The following is a 16,817-nucleotide window of genomic DNA, read 5'->3' as shown; positions in this document are numbered from 1 at the left end:
GTCAAAACCGGGCCTCGCGGTCCGTTTTCCTTTGTTGCGCTTTTGCAATCTTGTGTAAGCGCCGCGTGACTGGTGGGCCACGTCGGGAACCGGCACAATGCGCGCCATGAACGACCGTCTCCCCTCCTTCTGCACCCCGCTGGACGACCGCTGGCCGCTGCCCGTCGCGCTGCCCGGCGTGCAACTGCGCAGCACCCGCTTCGACCCGGCGCTGCTGCAACCCGGCGACTTCGCCCTGGCCGGCATCCAGCCGCCGGCGAACATCCTCCGCGCGGTGGCCAAGCGCCAGGCCGAGTTTCTCGCCGGGCGCCTCTGCGCACGCGCCGCCCTGTTCGCCCTCGATGGCCGCGCCCAGACGCCGGCCGTCGGCGAGGACCGCGCACCGGTCTGGCCGGCCGCGATCAGCGGCTCGATCACCCATGGCGACCGCTGGGCCGCCGCCCTGGTGGCGGCGCGCGGCGACTGGCGCGGGCTCGGCCTGGACGTGGAAACCCTGCTCGAAGCCGAACGGGCGCGCTACCTGCATGGCGAGATACTCACCGAAGGCGAGCGCCTGCGCTTCGCCGACGACCTGGAGCGACGCACCGGCCTGCTGGTGACCCTGGCGTTCTCGCTGAAGGAAAGCCTGTTCAAGGCGCTCTATCCGCTGGTGGGCAAGCGCTTCTATTTCGAACATGCGGAACTGCTGGAATGGCGCGCCGACGGCCAGGCCCGGCTGCGCCTGCTCACCGACCTGTCGCCGGAGTGGCGCCACGGCAGCGAGCTGGACGCCCAGTTCGCCGTGCTCGACGAACGCCTGCTCAGCCTGGTGGCGGTCGGCGCCTGATCAGGCGTTCCCCGGCGTGCGCCGCGACGGCCGCAGCGCGCGGCCTTCCGCCAGGCGCTCGACGGCGCGGGCGGCGGCGACCATGCCGAAGGTGGCGGTGACCATCATCACCGCGCCGAAGCCGCCGGCGCAGTCCAGCTTCACCCCTTCGCCGACGAAACTCTTCGACTGGCACACCGTGCCGTCCGGCTTCGGGTAGCGCAGTTGTTCGCTGGAGAACACGCAGGGCACGCTGTAGGTGCGCCCCGGCGTGCGCGAGAAGTTGTAGTCGCGGCGCAGGGTGGAACGCACCTTGGCCGCCAGCGGGTCGTTGAAGGTCTTGTTCAGGTCGGCGACCTGGATCTGCGTCGGGTCGACCTGGCCACCGGCGCCGCCGGTGGTGATCACCGGGATCTTGCGCCGCTTGCACCAGGCGATCAGCGCGGCCTTGGCGGCCACGCTATCGATGCAGTCGATCAGGTAGTCGAAGTCGACGATGTACTCGGCCATGGTCTCGCGGGTGACGAAATCGGCCACCGCGTGGACCCGGCAGGCCGGGTTGATGGCCCGGATGCGCGCCGCCATCACCTCGACCTTGGCCTTGCCCACCGAGCCTTCGATGGCATGCACCTGGCGGTTGGTGTTGGTCACGCAGACATCGTCGAGGTCGAACAGGGAAATCTCGCCGACGCCGCTGCGGGCCAGCGCTTCCGCCGCCCAGGAACCGACCCCGCCGATGCCGACCACCGCGACGTGGCTATCGGCCAGGCGTTGCAGCCCCTCGCGACCGTACAACCGGCCGATACCGCCGAAGCGCTGTTCATCCACCTGCATCACCAACCACCTCTGAAACCGAATCGCGGATTGCCGCGCGCATTATAAAAAGCCGCGGCCGCCGCGTCGCCTGCGTTCTTACGGCTCGTCGCGCAGGCCGGACTAGACTTGCAACAGACCCGCCGGCCCGGTGCCTGTACACCCCGGGGGGTGCGGGGTAGCATGCGCCGCCCCGTGTTCAGCGAAACATCCGGAACCTGGTTTCATCTCTATGTCTTCACGCAAGATCGGGCTCAACCTGGTGGTCATCGTCGCCCTGGCCGCCCTCTTCACCGGCATCTGGGCCCTGTACAACCGTCCGGTCAGCGTACCGGACTGGCCGGAACGCATCTCCGGCTTCTCCTTCTCGCCGTTCCGCCTCAACCAGAATCCGCAGAGCGGCCGCTACCCCAGCGCCGAACAGATGCGCGCCGACCTGGAACTGGTCGCCCGGCACACCCACAGCATCCGCACCTATTCGGTCCAGGGCGCGCTCGGCGACATCCCGGCGCTGGCCGAGGCGTTCGGCCTGCGCGTCAGCCTGGGCATCTGGCTCGGCCCGGACCTGGCCGGCAACGAGGCCGAGATCGCCCGCGCCATCCGCATCGCCAACGAGTCGCCGAGCGTGGTGCGGGTGATAGTCGGCAACGAGGCGCTGTTCCGCCGCGAGGTGACGGCAGAACAGTTGATCGCCTACCTCGACCGGGTCCGCGCGGCGGTCAAGGTTCCGGTGACCACCGCCGAACAGTGGCACGTCTACCGCGAACACCCGGAACTGGCGCAACACGTCGACCTGATCGCCGCCCACGTCCTGCCCTACTGGGAGGCCACGCCGGTGGCCGACGCGGTGGACTTCGTGCTCGAACGCGCGCGCGAACTCAAGGCCGCCTTCCCGAGGAAGCCGCTGCTGCTCGCCGAGGTCGGCTGGCCGAGCAACGGGCGCATGCGCGGCAGCGCCGAGGCGACACCCGCGGACCAGGCCATCTACCTGCGGCGCCTGACCAACGCGCTCAACGGCGAAGGCTACAGCTACTTCGTCATCGAAGCCTTCGACCAGCCCTGGAAGGTCAGCGCCGAAGGCTCGGTGGGCGCCTACTGGGGCGTCTACAACGCCGACCGCAAGGCCAAGTTCAACTTCACCGGGCCGGTGGTGCCGATTCCCAAGTGGCGCGCCCTGGCCATCGCCTCGGCGGTACTCGCGGTACTCGCCTTCACCCTGCTGCTGATCGACAGTTCCTCGCTGCGCCAGCGCGGGAGGACCTTCCTCGCCGTGGTCTCGTTCGCCTGCGCCTCGGTGCTGGTGTGGATCGCCTACGACTACAGCCAGCAGTACAGCACCTGGTTCAGCCTGACCGTCGGCGCGTTGCTGGGCGTCGGCGCGCTGGGGGTGGTCATCGTGCTGTTCACCGAGGCCCACGAGCTGGCCGAGGCGGTCTGGACGCGCAAGCGGCGCCGGCCGTTCCTGCCGATCACCGCCGCGCAGGCCTATCGGCCCAAGGTGTCGATCCACGTGCCCTGCTACAACGAGCCGCCGGAACTGCTGAAGCAGACCCTCGACGCCCTTGCCCGCCTCGACTACCCGGACTACGAAGTCCTGGTGATCGACAACAACACCCGCGACCCGGCCGTCTGGCAGCCGGTCGAGGCGCACTGCGCGCGCCTGGGCGAGCGCTTCCGCTTCTTCCACGTCGCCCCGCTGGAAGGCTTCAAGGCCGGCGCGCTGAACTTCGCCCTGGGCCACGTGGCGGCGGACGTCGAGGTGGTCGCGGTGATCGACGCCGACTACTGCGTCGACCCCGACTGGCTCAGGCACATGGTGCCGCACTTCAGCGACCCGCGGATCGCCGTGGTGCAGTCGCCGCAGGACTACCGCGACCAGCACGAGAGCGCCTTCAAGCGGCTCTGCTACGCCGAGTACAAGGGCTTCTTCCACATCGGCATGGTCACCCGCAACGACCGCGACGCGATCATCGAGCACGGCACCATGACCATGATCCGGCGCAGCGTGCTGGACGAGCTGAGATGGCCGGAATGGTGCATCACCGAGGACGCCGAGCTGGGTCTGCGGGTGTTCGAGAAGGGCCTGTCGGCCGCCTACTTCGAGCGCAGCTACGGCAAGGGGGTGATGCCCGATACCTTCATCGACTTCAAGAAGCAGCGCTTCCGCTGGGCCTACGGCGCGATCCAGATCATGAAGCGGCATACCGACGCCCTGCTGCGCGGCCGCGGTCTCGACGGCAGCCGCCTGACCCGCGGCCAGCGCTACCACTTCGTGGCCGGCTGGCTGCCGTGGATCGCCGACGGCCTGAACATCTTCTTCACCCTCGGCGCGCTGCTCTGGTCGGCGGCGATGATCATCGTGCCCAAGCGCGTCGACCCGCCGCTGCTGATCTTCGCGATCCTGCCGCTGGCCCTGTTCGCCTTCAAGGTCGGCAAGATCCTCTTCCTCTACCGGCGCACCGTCGGCGTCGACCTGCGCGACTCGTTCTTCGCCGCCCTCGCCGGCCTGTCGCTCTCGCACACCATCGCCAAGGCGGTGCTGTACGGCTTCGTCACCCGCGGCATCCCGTTCTTCCGCACGCCGAAGATGCGCTCCAGCCACGGCCTGCTGGTGGCCCTGGCGGAGGCCCGCGAGGAAGTCTTCGTGATGCTCCTTCTGTGGGGCGCGGCGGCCGGCATCGTGGCGGTTCAGGGCGTGCCGAGCCGCGACCTGCTGATCTGGGTCGCCATGCTCCTGGTGCAATCGCTGCCCTACCTGGCGGCGCTGGTCATGGCCCTGCTCTCGTCGCTGCCGAAACCGCGCGAGGAACTGGCCGGCGGCGCCGAGCGGATCGGCGGTTGAGGTCGAGCGAGGCGTCGGGACAGCCGGCTCCGCTCGCCTAAACGGCGTCCCTTCGCCCGCGTTTATGCTTTAAGATTCCCCCTTTCCGCTCGACCCGCTCAGGATGCACTCCCCATGACCGCCTCTTCGCCGAGTCTCTCGCCGACCCTCGAACTCGCCTGCGAGTTGATCCGCCGCCCCTCCGTCACGCCCCTCGACGCCGACTGCCAGGCCCTGATGATGCGCCGCCTGGAAGCCGCCGGCTTCGCCCTGGAGCCGATGCGCATCGAGGAGGTGGACAACTTCTGGGCACGGCGCGGCGGCGACGGCCCGGTGCTGTGCTTCGCCGGGCACACCGACGTGGTCCCCACCGGCCCGCTGCAGGCCTGGCAGCACCAACCCTTCGACGCCCTGATCGACGACCAGGGCATGCTCTGCGGGCGCGGCGCGGCGGACATGAAAGGCAGCCTGGCGTCGATGATCGTCGCCGTCGAGCGCTTCGTCGCCGACCACCCGGAGCACAAGGGTGCCATCGCCTTCCTCATCACCAGCGACGAGGAAGGCCCGGCCCACCACGGCACCAAGGCGGTGGTCGAGCGCCTCGCCGCACGCGGCGAGCGCCTGGACTGGTGCATCGTCGGCGAACCGTCGAGCACCAGCCTGGTCGGCGACGTGGTGAAGAACGGCCGCCGCGGCTCCCTCGGCGCCAAGCTGACCATCCGCGGCGTACAGGGCCATGTGGCCTACCCGCACCTGGCGAAGAACCCGATCCACCTGGCCGCCCCGGCGCTGGCCGAACTGGCGGCGGAACACTGGGACGACGGCAATGCCTTCTTCCCGCCGACCAGCTTCCAGGTTTCCAACCTGAACTCCGGCACCGGCGCCACCAACGTCATCCCCGGCGAACTGACCGCGCTGTTCAACTTCCGCTTCTCCACCGAATCCACCGTCGAAGGCCTGCAGAAACGCGTCGAGGCGATCCTCGACAAGCACGGCCTGGACTGGCACGTCGAATGGGCGCTGTCCGGCCTGCCGTTCCTCACCGAGCCGGGCGAACTGCTCGATGCGGTGGCCGCCAGCATCAGGGCGGTCACCGGCCGCGAGACCCAGCCCTCGACCAGCGGCGGCACCTCCGACGGACGCTTCATCGCCACCATGGGCACCCAGGTGGTCGAACTCGGCCCGGTCAACGCCACCATCCACCAGGTCAACGAGCGGGTCCTGGCCAGCGACCTGGAGCTGCTCACCGAAATCTACTACCAGACCCTGGTGAGGCTGCTCGCCTGATGCTGATCTGCCCGCTCTGCTCCGCCGCCCTGGGCGAGGTCGACAACGGCGTCGCCTGCCCCGCCGGGCACCGCTTCGACCGCGCCCGCCAGGGCTACCTGAACCTGCTGCCGGTGCAGCACAAGAAAAGCCTCGATCCGGGCGACAACGCCGCCATGGTCGAGGCCCGTCGCCAGTTCCTCGGCGCCGGCCACTACGCGCCGCTGGCCCGGCGCCTGGCCGAACTGGCCGCCGAACGCGCGCCGCGACGCTGGCTGGATATCGGTTGCGGCGAGGGCTACTACAGCGCCCGGCTCGGCGAAGCCCTGGCCGGCGCCGAAGGCTATGCCCTGGATATCTCCCGCGAGGCGGTGAAACGCGCCTGCCGCCGCGCGCCGCAGTTGTCCTGGCTGGTGGCGAGCATGGCCCGGCTGCCGCTGGCCGACGCCAGTTGCGAGCTGATCGCCAGCGTGTTCAGCCCGATCGACTGGAACGAAGCCGTGCGCGTCCTCGCCCCCGGCGGCGGCGTACTGCGCCTGGGCCCGGCCAGCGCGCACCTGCTGGAACTGCGCCAGCGGCTCTATGACGACGTGCGCGACTACGCCGACGACAAGCACCTCGCCGGCCTGCCCGCGCAACTGCGCCTGCGCCACACCGAGACCCTCGAGTTCCGCCTGGCGCTGGACAGCTACGACGCGCGTGAAAACCTCCTGGCCATGACCCCGCACGGCTGGCGGGTCAACCCCGAGCGCCGCGCGCGAATCCTGGCCGAACCCTTCGAAGTCAGCGTGGCGGTGCGCTACGATTGGCTGCAACGCGACTGACCGTCCCCGAGGACCCCATGCGCCAACCGGATATCGAGATCTACCTGAAAGACGCCGAGCACGCGGCCGTCGCCGCCTGGCTGGAACAGGCGCTGGGGCCCTGCGGCCCATGGCAGGAGCACGGCCAGACCCTCAAGTGCACCGCCCGCGGCAAGCACGGCGCGGTGCGCGTCACCTGGCTGCCGAAGGCGGTGGGCAAGTGGCACAGCCTGTTCTTGGAGAGCGACAGCACGCCCTGGGACGACGACCTCGCCTGCGCCAGGGCCGCGCATGCCGCGCTCGGCGTGGAGATCCGCTGCGCGCCGGGCGGCTGGGAGGAAAACCAGGGCGAAGAGGACGCCGACCGCTGGCTGCGGGTCGACGCCGGTGGCGTCGAGGAAATTACCTGGCGCACCGCCTGAACGACGAAAACCCCGCGCTGCGAGGGGCCACCCAACGGGGGCCTGGCGGGGTGGATGCGCTGGATGACAAAAGCCCGTCTCGCGACGGGCTTTTGCTTGCGGGAATCAGACCTTGGAGACGTCTTCCGCTTGCAGGCCTTTCTGGCCCTGGATCACCGAGAATTCCACTTTCTGGCCTTCCACCAGGGAGCGGTGACCCTCGCCGCGGATGGCGCGGTAGTGAACGAACACGTCCGGACCGCTATCGCGTTGAATGAATCCATAACCTTTGGCGTCATTGAACCACTTGACGGTTCCGACCTCACGATCAGCCATTACCACACTCTCCAACTTGCAATTTTTTATAAGTGGCCTTCCCAATCCGGGAAGACTTCGACGGTTCGGCTGCGCAACGCTGTTCTTGTTATCCGACCCCGGCAAAATGCCGTTGGAGCGGGCATTTCGAATGGCGTTCCACTAGCCACCGCGTCCCGGAGTATAAACAAACGAGTCCAACTGAAAAGGACTTTTTTAGCCCCTGGCGGAATACTCGCCACGCCCGGCGGGACTGGCCTTTCGATATGTTTTCGCTACGCCTGGAATACGTCTGCGCATGCACTTGCAGATAGCTAGCCGCCATATTTCCGTCGGCTTTTCAGCGGTCGCGCAGACCCGCCTTGCGCGGCCAGGCCAGGGTGAAGCAGGCACCGCCCAGAGTCTCGCTGCGGCCGATGGAGGCCCGGCCGCCATGCCAGTAGACGATCCGCCGGACGATGGACAGTCCCAGGCCATGCCCGCCGGAAGCACGGGTCCGGCTATCGTCCAGGCGTAGGAATGGCGTAAAGAGCCGCTCCCATTGCGCCTCCGGCACCCCCGGCCCGTCGTCCTCGACATCCACCCGGCAACGCTCCAGGCTGACCCGGTAGCTGATCCTGACCCGACGATCGGCATGCCGCAGCGCATTGGTCAGCAGGTTCTGCAAGGCCCGATGCAGGTAGCGCGGCTCGGCCTCGATCCAACTGCCCAGCTCCTCAGGCACCAGCGCGCCCTCCTCGCAACTGACCAGCACCTCGCGGCGCAGCGGGGCGATCTCCTCCACCACCTGGCGCACCAGCACGCCCAGCTCCAGGCGCTGGTAGGTCAGCGGCGGCGAGCCCTGTTCCAGGCGCGCGTAGGTGAGCATCTCGTCGACCAGCTTGTCGAGGTCCTGGATATCGTTGTCCATGCCCTCCAGGTACTTCAGGCGGGCGCCGTCGGTCTCGGCGGTCTCGATCATCTCCAGGCCGAAGCGCAACCGCGCCACCGGCGTGCGCAGCTCGTGGGACACCGCGCGAACCATCTCGCGCTGCACCGTCAGCAGCCGGTGGATGTGCTCGGCCATATGGTTGAAGGCCGCGCCCAGGCGTCCCACCGAGTCGCCTCCGCGCACCTCGACGCGAGTATCCAGGCTGCCGCGGGCGATCCGCGTGGCGGCCGCCTCCAGGCTGCGCAGGCGCTGCTCCAGGCGACGCACCAGCAGGTAGGTGATCAGGCCGATGAAGCTCAGGCACAGCGCGCCGAGCAGCAACAGCAGCTGCGGCGGATAGGGGTTCATCTGGAACAGCGGGCCCAGCTCCAGCACCCAGGGCGTGTCGAGGATGCCGGCGAAGATGCGGATCGAGTCGCCGTCCTTGCCCAGCGCCATCACCGTGTCGCCCTCCACCACTCGCCGGCGCTGGTCGTCGTCGAGGTCCAGTTCCTTGACCTGGAGCAGGTGCACCGGGAAGCCGAAGCGCTTGTCGCGGACGATCCGCGCCAGGTGGTAAGGCTGTTCGCTGGCCGGGTAGCGCACCAGTTCGTCCATCAGCAGGTACACCGTGGCCCGCGCCAGTTGCTCGCTGACCTGCTGCACCTCGCCGCTGAGCACCAGGTTCTCGGCGGCGCCGGCCTGGGTATAGACGGTGACGGCGTGCTCGGCGGTCTGCTTCACCAGCACCTGGCCGTTCATCAGGCGCGCGCGGCTGCGTCCGTCCATCCGCAGCTCATCCAGCCCGTGCAGTTGCAGGGGAATACCCAGCAAGCGGCTCCACTGCGCCAGGGCGCGCTTGCGCTCGGTGGCGGTCATCGGTTGCAGGTTGTCGGCCATCAGGCGGAAGGTGCCGCGCGCCAGCTCCTCGCGGTAGTGCTCGCCGCGCACCTCGTTGATCCAGTGCAGGCCGAGCAGGCCCAGGCCGCTGACCAGCAGCAGGGCCAGGAGCATGCCGCCATAGATGCGCAGGAAGATGGATTTCATCGGCGAGCCCCCGGCCGCTGTCCGCTGCTGTTGATTCTGGCCGACCGGGACGCCCGCGCCCCGGCCCGCAGGAAAAAAGCGCCTCAGCCCTCGCCGACGAACAGGTAGCCCTTGCTGCGTACGGTCTTGATCAGCCGCGGGTGCATCGGGTCGTCGCCGATCTTCGGGCGGATCCGCGAGATGCGCACGTCGATGGAGCGGTCCTGGCCGTCGTACTCGATGCCGCGCAGGGCGTTGAAGATCTCCTCGCGGGAGAGAATGCGCCCGGCGTTCGCCGCCAGCAGCCAGAGCAGGTCGAATTCGGCGCTGGTCAGCTCGATGGTGGTCCCGTCCAGCCAGGCCTCGCGCATCGCGTTGTCGATCACCAGGCGACCGAACGCCAGGCGTTTGCTGTCCGCCGCCGGGGCGCCCGCTTCCGGCGCCTCGCTGCGCCGCAACAGGGCACGGATGCGCGCCAGCAGCACACGCGGGCGCACCGGCTTGCACACGTAGTCGTCGGCGCCCATCTCCAGGCCGAGTACCTCGTCCATATCGTCGGTGCGCGCGGTGAGCATCAGGATCGGACCGTCGAACTGCGGGCGCACCTGGCGGCAGATGGACAGGCCGTCCTCGCCCGGCAGCATCAGGTCGAGCACCACCAGGTCCGGGCGTTCGGCGAGGATACGCGCCGCCGCCAGTGCGCCGTTGGCTTCGATGTCGACCTTCAGGCCGTTGCCTTCCAGGTATTCCCGGGTCAGCTCGGCCAGGCGTCGATCGTCCTCGACGATCAGGATGCGCCAGGCTTCTTGCTCCACACAGCCTCCTCGTATCGCGGTCCCGGAGCCGCCGTGCGGCCCCCTCAGAGCGGCCCGCATTGTAGCCAATACGGGGGCCGCGCGGCAGCACGCGAGGAACATCTTGCAAACACTACATATTGTGGGTAGGGTGCGCGCCCCGAAAGGTTGGGGAGTAGGTCTGCGCCGGTGCTTTCCGAGGGCGACGAATGGCATTCTCCAGCGCTGCCGCGGCCTACGGACGCTTCCTAGGACTCACGCACAGAAGACCCACACTTTATCCACAGGTTTCCCCCAGACTGTCACCTTGCAAACACCCCATTAGCGCATTATCTTGTATCCCCATCGTCGCCACCCCCTATATCTTGGGTTTCGAGCGCACGAACGGCTACAACGGAACCAACCGCGCACGGACCACTCTGATGGCTCCGGCGGCTCCGCAAAAAAGCATTTTCCAGACGTACTGAAAGCATCGACGGCGCTCACCGCAAGGAGCCCTTCATGACGTTGGAAAAGCGGTACGGGTGTTGCAACGGACGCTGTAAACAGACAGTCAACACCACTAGGTATTGTGTTCGACGGCAAAACGCCACGAACCCGCCAGGGCCAGGGAGGCACTCACAGTCCCCACCCTCAGCATTCGAATGAAGCAGCCGCCGCGAGGCCGGCTGCCCGGCTCTTTATCGATTCAAGGGAATGGGCGCCCCGGCGCCCGCTAGCAAAACCATTACGAGAACGTGGAGATACCCACCCATGCATACCGACACCACACGCGAGAACCCGCAGGCCAGCGCGCCGCAGGCCGCCGATTCGTCGCAGGATCTGGCCGCCACCGCGCCGGGCCAGCTGCGCGTGATCAAGCGCAACGGCACCGTAGTCCCCTACACCGATGACAAGATCACCGTGGCCATCACCAAGGCGTTCCTCGCCGTGGAAGGCGGCACCGCCGCCGCCTCGTCGCGTATCCATGACACCGTGCGCCGCCTGACCGAGCAGGTCACCGCCACCTTCAAGCGCCGCATGCCGTCCGGCGGCACCATCCACATCGAAGAGATCCAGGACCAGGTCGAACTGGCCCTGATGCGCGCCGGCGAGCAGAAGGTCGCCCGCGACTACGTGATCTACCGCGAAGCCCGCGCCGCCGAGCGCAAGAACGCCGGCGCCGCCAGCGACGTCGCCCAGCCGCACCCGAGCATCCGCATCACCCGCGCCGACGGCAGCCTGTCGCCGCTGGACATGGGCCGCCTGAACACCATCATCAGCGAAGCCTGCGAAGGCCTGGCCGAGGTGGACGGCGCGCTGATCGAGCGCGAGACCCTGAAGAACCTCTACGACGGCGTCGCCGAGAAGGACGTCAACACCGCCCTGGTGATGACCGCGCGCACCCTGGTCGAGCGCGAGCCGAACTACTCCTACGTCACCGCCCGCCTGCTGATGGACACCCTGCGCGCCGAAGCCCTGGGCTTCCTCGGCGTGGCCGAGAGCGCCACCCATCACGAGATGGCCGAGCTGTACGCCAAGGCCCTGCCGGCCTACATCGAGAAAGGCGCCGAGTTCGAGCTGGTCGATGCCAAGCTGAAGGAATTCGACCTGGAGAAACTGGGCAAGGCCATCGATCACGAGCGCGACCAGCAGTTCACCTACCTCGGCCTGCAGACCCTGTACGACCGCTACTTCATCCACAAGGACGGCATCCGCTTCGAACTGCCGCAGATCTTCTTCATGCGCGTGGCCATGGGCCTGGCCATCGAGGAGAAGGACCGCGAGGCACGTGCCATCGAGTTCTACAACCTGCTGTCGTCCTTCGACTACATGAGTTCCACCCCCACCCTGTTCAACGCCGGCACCCTGCGTCCGCAGCTCTCCAGCTGCTACCTGACCACCGTGCCGGACGACCTGTCGGGCATCTACGGCGCCATCCACGACAACGCCATGCTGTCGAAATTCGCCGGCGGCCTGGGCAACGACTGGACCCCGGTGCGCGCGCTGGGCTCCTACATCAAGGGCACCAACGGCAAGTCCCAGGGCGTCGTGCCCTTCCTGAAAGTGGTCAATGACACCGCGGTCGCGGTCAACCAGGGCGGCAAGCGCAAGGGCGCGGTCTGCGCCTACCTGGAAACCTGGCACCTGGACATCGAGGAATTCCTCGAGCTGCGCAAGAACACCGGTGACGACCGTCGTCGTACCCACGACATGAACACCGCCAACTGGATCCCCGACCTGTTCATGAAGCGCGTCTTCGACGACGGCTCCTGGACCCTCTTCTCGCCGTCCGACGTCCCCGACCTGCACGACCTCTACGGCAAGGCCTTCGAGGAGCGCTACGAGTACTACGAGGCCCTGGCCAGCTACGGCAAGCTGAAGCTGCACAAGGTCGTCCAGGCCAAGGACCTGTGGCGCAAGATGCTCTCCATGCTGTTCGAGACCGGCCACCCGTGGCTGACCTTCAAGGACCCGTGCAACCTGCGCAGCCCGCAGCAGCACGTGGGCGTGGTGCACAGCTCGAACCTCTGCACCGAGATCACCCTGAACACCAACAAGGACGAGATCGCCGTCTGCAACCTGGGCTCGATCAACCTGGTCAACCACATCGTCGACGGCAAGCTGGACACCGCCAAGCTGGAGAAGACCGTCAAGACCGCGGTACGCATGCTCGATAACGTCATCGACATCAACTACTACTCGGTCCCGCAGGCGCAGAACTCCAACTTCAAGCACCGTCCGGTCGGCCTGGGCATCATGGGCTTCCAGGACGCCCTGTACCTGCAGCACATCCCCTACGGTTCGGACGCGGCCATCGCCTTCGCCGACCAGTCCATGGAAGCCATCAGCTACTACGCGATCCAGGCTTCCTGCGACCTGGCCGACGAGCGCGGCGCCTACCAGACCTTCCAGGGCTCGCTGTGGTCGCAAGGCATCCTGCCGATCGACTCGGAGAAGAAGCTGATCGAAGAGCGCGGCGCCAAGTACATCGAAGTCGACCTGTCGGAAACCCTCGACTGGGCGCCGCTGCGCGAGCGCGTACAGAAAGGCATCCGCAACTCGAACATCATGGCCATCGCGCCGACCGCGACCATCGCCAACATCACCGGCGTCTCGCAGTCGATCGAGCCGACCTACCAGAACCTGTACGTGAAGTCGAACCTCTCCGGCGAGTTCACCGTGATCAACCCCTACCTGGTGCGCGACCTCAAGGCCCGCGGCCTGTGGGACCCGGTCATGGTCAACGACCTGAAGTACTACGACGGTTCCGTGCAGCAGATCGAGCGCATCCCGCAGGACCTCAAGGACCTCTACGCCACCGCGTTCGAAGTCGAGACCCGCTGGATCGTCGAAGCCGCCAGCCGTCGCCAGAAGTGGATCGACCAGGCCCAGTCGCTGAACCTGTACATCGCCGGCGCCTCGGGCAAGAAGCTCGACGTGACCTACCGCATGGCCTGGTTCCGCGGCCTGAAGACCACCTACTACCTCCGTGCCCTGGCCGCCACCAGCACCGAGAAGTCCACCATCAACACCGGCAAGCTCAACGCCGTGTCGGCCGGTGGCAACGACGGCCTGCAAGCCGCCCCGGCCGCCGAGCCGAAGCCGGCGCCGGTGCCGCAGGCGTGCAGCATCGATAACCCCGACTGCGAAGCCTGCCAGTGATCGCGCGTCGCTGAACGGCGTCCGTGTCGCGGCCGGGCAAGCCGGACTCCTCGCGTGGGTTCGGCCTGCCCGGCGCCTGACGGTCGCTCGTCCAGCGCCACGCTGGCAGCGCAAGGCCCCTCGCCAGGGCCAGGAACAATCCCCTTCTTCCCTCCGGGGGAGAAGAACGGCCCGGCCAGACCGTGCCGGACCACCGCTTTCGCGTGCACCTCACGCCCCATATCCAGGCCGCCGAGACGGCCGCCAGACCAGGAGAGAGCAAGATGCTGAGCTGGGACGAATTCGACAAAGAAGACCCGACCGAAGCCAAGGCCGCGCCCGCCGCCGCCCAGGCCGTTGCCCAGGGCCATGACAAGCTGGACGACGAAGCCGCCGGCTCGGTGGAAGAAGCGCGCGCCGTTTCCGCCGACGACTCCGACGCCGTCGCCCGCGCCAAGAAGGCCCTGAACGACCTCGACATCCAGGAAGGCCTGGACGACCTCGAAGGCTCCGCCGCGCGCGTGCAGGTCGGCGACAAGCAGATGATCAACGCCCGCGCCGACCTCAACCAGCTCGTCCCCTTCAAGTACGACTGGGCCTGGCAGAAGTATCTGGATGGTTGCGCCAACCACTGGATGCCGCAGGAAGTCAACATGAACGCCGACATCGCCCTGTGGAAGAGCAAGGACGGCCTCAGCGAAGACGAGCGGCGCATCGTCATGCGCAACCTCGGCTTCTTCTCCACCGCCGACTCCCTGGTCGCCAACAACCTGGTGCTGGCCGTGTACCGCCTGATCACCAACCCCGAGTGCCGCCAGTACATCCTGCGCCAGGCCTTCGAAGAGGCGATCCACACCCACGCCTACCAGTACTGCATCGAGTCGCTGGGCATGGACGAGGGCGAGATCTTCAACATGTACCACGAGATCCCCAGCGTGGCGAAGAAGGCCTCGTGGGGCCTGAAGTACACCCGCTCGATCTCCGACCCGATGTTCCAGACCGGCACCCCGGAAACCGACCGCCAGTTCCTGCGCAACCTGATCGCCTACTACTGCGTGCTGGAAGGCATCTTCTTCTACTGCGGCTTCACCCAGATCCTCTCCATGGGCCGCCGCAACAAGATGACCGGCACCGCCGAGCAGTTCCAGTACATCCTCCGCGACGAGTCGATGCACCTGAACTTCGGCATCGACGTGATCAACCAGATCAAGATCGAGAACCCGCACCTGTGGGACGCCCAGATGAAGGACGAGGCGACCCAGATGATCCTCCAGGGCACCCAGCTGGAGATCGAATACGCGCGCGACACCATGCCGCGCGGGGTGCTGGGCATGAACGCGGCGATGATGGAGGACTACCTGAAGTTCATCGCCAACCGGCGCCTGACCCAGATCGGCCTGAAGGAAGAGTATCCGGGGACCACCAACCCGTTCCCGTGGATGTCGGAGATCATGGACCTGAAGAAGGAGAAGAACTTCTTCGAGACGCGGGTTATCGAGTACCAGACGGGCGGAGCACTGAGCTGGGATTGAGATTCTCGATTTAGGTCAAGACCGTTAGACGCTGTCGCCGGAAAGGGATTTCGGGACAGTGGTAGAGATGAAGAGCCCCGCCTTGTGCGGGGTTCTTCATTAAAGAGAAATAAAAACCCAAGGTGTTCAGCAAGTTAATTCACCAAATCAAATAGAAGATATGTGCCAAGCTCACTATCCCCAAGACACCATCGACAGACTATTTGAGGACTGTCAAACAGCCCTAGAAAACAAGAAATAAAAACATGCCCAACCATTCGCTCAATCTGAAATCTCCGTAGGGCGAATAACGCGCAGCGTTATCCGCCAGCTGGCCAAGGTACGCTCCGAAATCCTTCTGGATACACGGACGATCCCCAATGCCAAGCTACCGACGAACCTGGGTCCCCGGCGGCACCTATTTCTTCACCGTCACTCTGCATGACCGCCGCTCCAACCTGCTGACCCGCGAAATCGACCTGCTGCGCCGCGTGGTCGCCCAGACCAGGCGCCGGCATCCCTTCCGCATCGATGCCTGGGTCGTGCTGCCGGAGCACATGCATTGCCTCTGGACCCTGCCGCCCGACGACGCCGATTTCGCCACCCGCTGGAAGGTCATCAAGTCCGGCTTCGCACGGCGCATCCCCTGCCACGAATCACGTACCTTCGCGCAACGGCGGCGAGGACAACGCGCCATCTGGCAGCAGCGCTACTGGGAACACCTGATTCGCAATGACACGGACTACCGGCGCCATTTCGACTACATCCATCTCAACCCTGTGAAACACGGGCTGGTTACGGCGGTCAAGGATTGGCCCTTCTCCACCTTCCACCGGGCCGTGGCTGATGGGCTTTATCCCGAGGATTGGGCCGGTGATCCTTCCTTGGAGGTCCGGGCGGCCGAGCGGGTTTGAGTCTGCTGGCGGATAACGGCTGTGCCGTTATTCGCCCTACCCCGGCTACCAAGTCTTTTTCTCGGCCTCGCAGGATGGCCGGCCCCGAGAAAGTAACCAAAGCGCTTGCCCCTGCATTCGGCCTCCTACACGACGATTCCGCTCGGCCTCCTGATGGGGCGGACCGGAGCATCGGATGTTTCTCTGGAAGAGGTAGGGCGAATAACGCGAAGCGTTATCCGCAGCTACACAGGATTTTCCTGTAACGCCCGAGCATCGGGGGATTGAAAGAACTTCGTCAAGTCGATGTGTAGTGGTCAACCCATCCCGGACAGTGGGTTGAGTTTTTCTTCGGCCACCGCAGGTGGTAACCCGTCGTTGAATTGATGCGGCCTGATCCAGTTGTAGCGGTGCATCAAGTAATGACTGATGTCCCGTTGGGCCTCCTGCGCCGTCAGGTAACCCGTTGACGGGACCCACTCCGACTTCAGACTGCGGAACAGGCGCTCCATCGCCGAGTTATCCCAGCAATTCCCTCGGCGACTCATGCTCTGCTGCATCCGATAGCGCCAGAGCCGTTGCCGAAACAGGCGGCTGGCGTACTGGCTGCCCTGATCTGAATGGAACAGCACCTGCTGTGGCTTGCCGCGCTGTTCGTAGGCCATGTCCAGGGCCTTGATCACCAGTTCGGCATCCGGCTTGGCCGAGAACGCCCAGCCGATCACCCGCCGGGTATGCAGATCCAGCACCGCGGCCAGGTAGTGCCAACGGCCTTGCGCCCAGACGTAGGTGATGTCGCCACACCACACCTGATTGGGATGCTCGGTCGCGAATT

General features: G+C 66.4%; 12 protein-coding genes and 1 pseudogene. 8 read left to right on the top strand and 5 right to left on the bottom strand.

The annotated features are described in order from the left end of the window. Positions 1-97 precede the first annotated feature (97 nt). On the top strand, positions 98-826 hold the full coding sequence (locus tag ACTJJX_RS05545; protein WP_003082383.1) for a 4'-phosphopantetheinyl transferase family protein: 729 nt from the start codon (positions 98-100) through the stop codon (positions 824-826). On the opposite strand, the gene tcdA is transcribed toward ACTJJX_RS05545, so the two are convergent. Next, positions 827-1,639 carry a tRNA cyclic N6-threonylcarbamoyladenosine(37) synthase TcdA gene (gene tcdA, locus ACTJJX_RS05540; protein WP_003086553.1) on the bottom strand — a complete coding sequence of 271 codons (813 nt, stop codon included), beginning with the start codon at positions 1,637-1,639 and terminating at the stop codon, positions 827-829. 211 nt (positions 1,640-1,850) lie between these two features. Between tcdA and ndvB the strand changes: the two genes are divergently transcribed. The 4 genes from ndvB to ACTJJX_RS05520 all read left to right on the top strand — a co-directional run bounded on the left by ndvB (position 1,851) and on the right by ACTJJX_RS05520 (position 6,930). Beyond that, a complete protein-coding gene (gene ndvB, locus ACTJJX_RS05535; RefSeq protein ID WP_016851878.1) occupies positions 1,851-4,460 on the top strand; it encodes a glycosyltransferase NdvB in 2,610 nt (869 codons plus the stop codon). 114 nt (positions 4,461-4,574) lie between these two features. Then, on the top strand, positions 4,575-5,726 hold the full coding sequence (gene dapE, locus ACTJJX_RS05530; protein ID WP_003082377.1) for a succinyl-diaminopimelate desuccinylase: 1,152 nt from the start codon (positions 4,575-4,577) through the stop codon (positions 5,724-5,726). Beyond that, positions 5,726-6,529, top strand: a complete 804-nt coding sequence (locus tag ACTJJX_RS05525; protein WP_003101808.1) for a putative RNA methyltransferase — start codon at positions 5,726-5,728, stop codon at positions 6,527-6,529. Before dapE ends, ACTJJX_RS05525 begins: the two co-directional genes overlap by 1 nt. 17 nt (positions 6,530-6,546) lie before the next feature. Continuing rightward, a complete protein-coding gene (locus ACTJJX_RS05520) occupies positions 6,547-6,930 on the top strand; it encodes a hypothetical protein (RefSeq protein WP_003101810.1) in 384 nt (127 codons plus the stop codon). Positions 6,931-7,035: 105 nt separating this feature from the next. Here the strand turns inward: ACTJJX_RS05520 and ACTJJX_RS05515 are convergent, their stop codons facing one another. From ACTJJX_RS05515 to ACTJJX_RS05505, 3 genes are all read right to left on the bottom strand, one after another. Continuing rightward, complete coding sequence (locus tag ACTJJX_RS05515) at positions 7,036-7,245, bottom strand: cold-shock protein (RefSeq protein ID WP_003082372.1); 210 nt, start codon at positions 7,243-7,245, stop codon at positions 7,036-7,038. 319 nt (positions 7,246-7,564) lie between these two features. Beyond that, complete coding sequence (locus tag ACTJJX_RS05510; protein WP_016851879.1) at positions 7,565-9,181, bottom strand: ATP-binding protein; 1,617 nt, start codon at positions 9,179-9,181, stop codon at positions 7,565-7,567. An 83-nt stretch (positions 9,182-9,264) separates the two neighbouring features. After that, a complete protein-coding gene (locus ACTJJX_RS05505) occupies positions 9,265-9,975 on the bottom strand; it encodes a winged helix-turn-helix domain-containing protein (protein ID WP_003082360.1) in 711 nt (236 codons plus the stop codon). A gap of 732 nt (positions 9,976-10,707) precedes the next feature. On the opposite strand from ACTJJX_RS05505, the gene ACTJJX_RS05500 reads away from it, so the two are divergent. From ACTJJX_RS05500 to ACTJJX_RS05490, 3 genes are all read left to right on the top strand, one after another. After that, positions 10,708-13,599: a ribonucleoside-diphosphate reductase subunit alpha gene (locus ACTJJX_RS05500; protein WP_003082358.1), complete on the top strand. Its 2,892-nt coding sequence runs from the start codon at positions 10,708-10,710 to the stop codon at positions 13,597-13,599. 263 nt (positions 13,600-13,862) lie between these two features. Next, a complete protein-coding gene (locus ACTJJX_RS05495) occupies positions 13,863-15,110 on the top strand; it encodes a ribonucleotide-diphosphate reductase subunit beta (RefSeq protein ID WP_003086547.1) in 1,248 nt (415 codons plus the stop codon). Positions 15,111-15,469: 359 nt separating this feature from the next. After that, on the top strand, positions 15,470-16,003 hold the full coding sequence (locus ACTJJX_RS05490; protein ID WP_003112472.1) for an REP-associated tyrosine transposase: 534 nt from the start codon (positions 15,470-15,472) through the stop codon (positions 16,001-16,003). A 296-nt stretch (positions 16,004-16,299) separates the two neighbouring features. Here the strand turns inward: ACTJJX_RS05490 and ACTJJX_RS05485 are convergent. Then, positions 16,300-16,817, bottom strand: a pseudogene (locus ACTJJX_RS05485) (IS3-like element IS222 family transposase); the annotation flags it as partial.

It is taken from the genome of Pseudomonas sp. 22490, from assembly GCF_052044465.1.
Taxonomy (GTDB): Bacteria; Pseudomonadota; Gammaproteobacteria; order Pseudomonadales; family Pseudomonadaceae; genus Pseudomonas; species Pseudomonas aeruginosa.
Note: the sequence above shows the minus strand (reverse complement) of the source record. Positions and strands in the feature narration are given on the sequence as shown.

Coding starts and splice junctions, on each gene's coding strand:
- ACTJJX_RS05545 (WP_003082383.1), top strand. CDS start 98: ATGCGCGCCATGAACGACCGTCTCCCCTCCTTCTGCACCCCGCTGGAC.
- tcdA (WP_003086553.1), bottom strand. CDS start 1,639: ATGCAGGTGGATGAACAGCGCTTCGGCGGTATCGGCCGGTTGTACGGT.
- ndvB (WP_016851878.1), top strand. CDS start 1,851: ATGTCTTCACGCAAGATCGGGCTCAACCTGGTGGTCATCGTCGCCCTG.
- dapE (WP_003082377.1), top strand. CDS start 4,575: ATGACCGCCTCTTCGCCGAGTCTCTCGCCGACCCTCGAACTCGCCTGC.
- ACTJJX_RS05525 (WP_003101808.1), top strand. CDS start 5,726: ATGCTGATCTGCCCGCTCTGCTCCGCCGCCCTGGGCGAGGTCGACAAC.
- ACTJJX_RS05520 (WP_003101810.1), top strand. CDS start 6,547: ATGCGCCAACCGGATATCGAGATCTACCTGAAAGACGCCGAGCACGCG.
- ACTJJX_RS05515 (WP_003082372.1), bottom strand. CDS start 7,245: ATGGCTGATCGTGAGGTCGGAACCGTCAAGTGGTTCAATGACGCCAAA.
- ACTJJX_RS05510 (WP_016851879.1), bottom strand. CDS start 9,181: ATGAAATCCATCTTCCTGCGCATCTATGGCGGCATGCTCCTGGCCCTG.
- ACTJJX_RS05500 (WP_003082358.1), top strand. CDS start 10,708: ATGCATACCGACACCACACGCGAGAACCCGCAGGCCAGCGCGCCGCAG.
- ACTJJX_RS05495 (WP_003086547.1), top strand. CDS start 13,863: ATGCTGAGCTGGGACGAATTCGACAAAGAAGACCCGACCGAAGCCAAG.
- ACTJJX_RS05490 (WP_003112472.1), top strand. CDS start 15,470: ATGCCAAGCTACCGACGAACCTGGGTCCCCGGCGGCACCTATTTCTTC.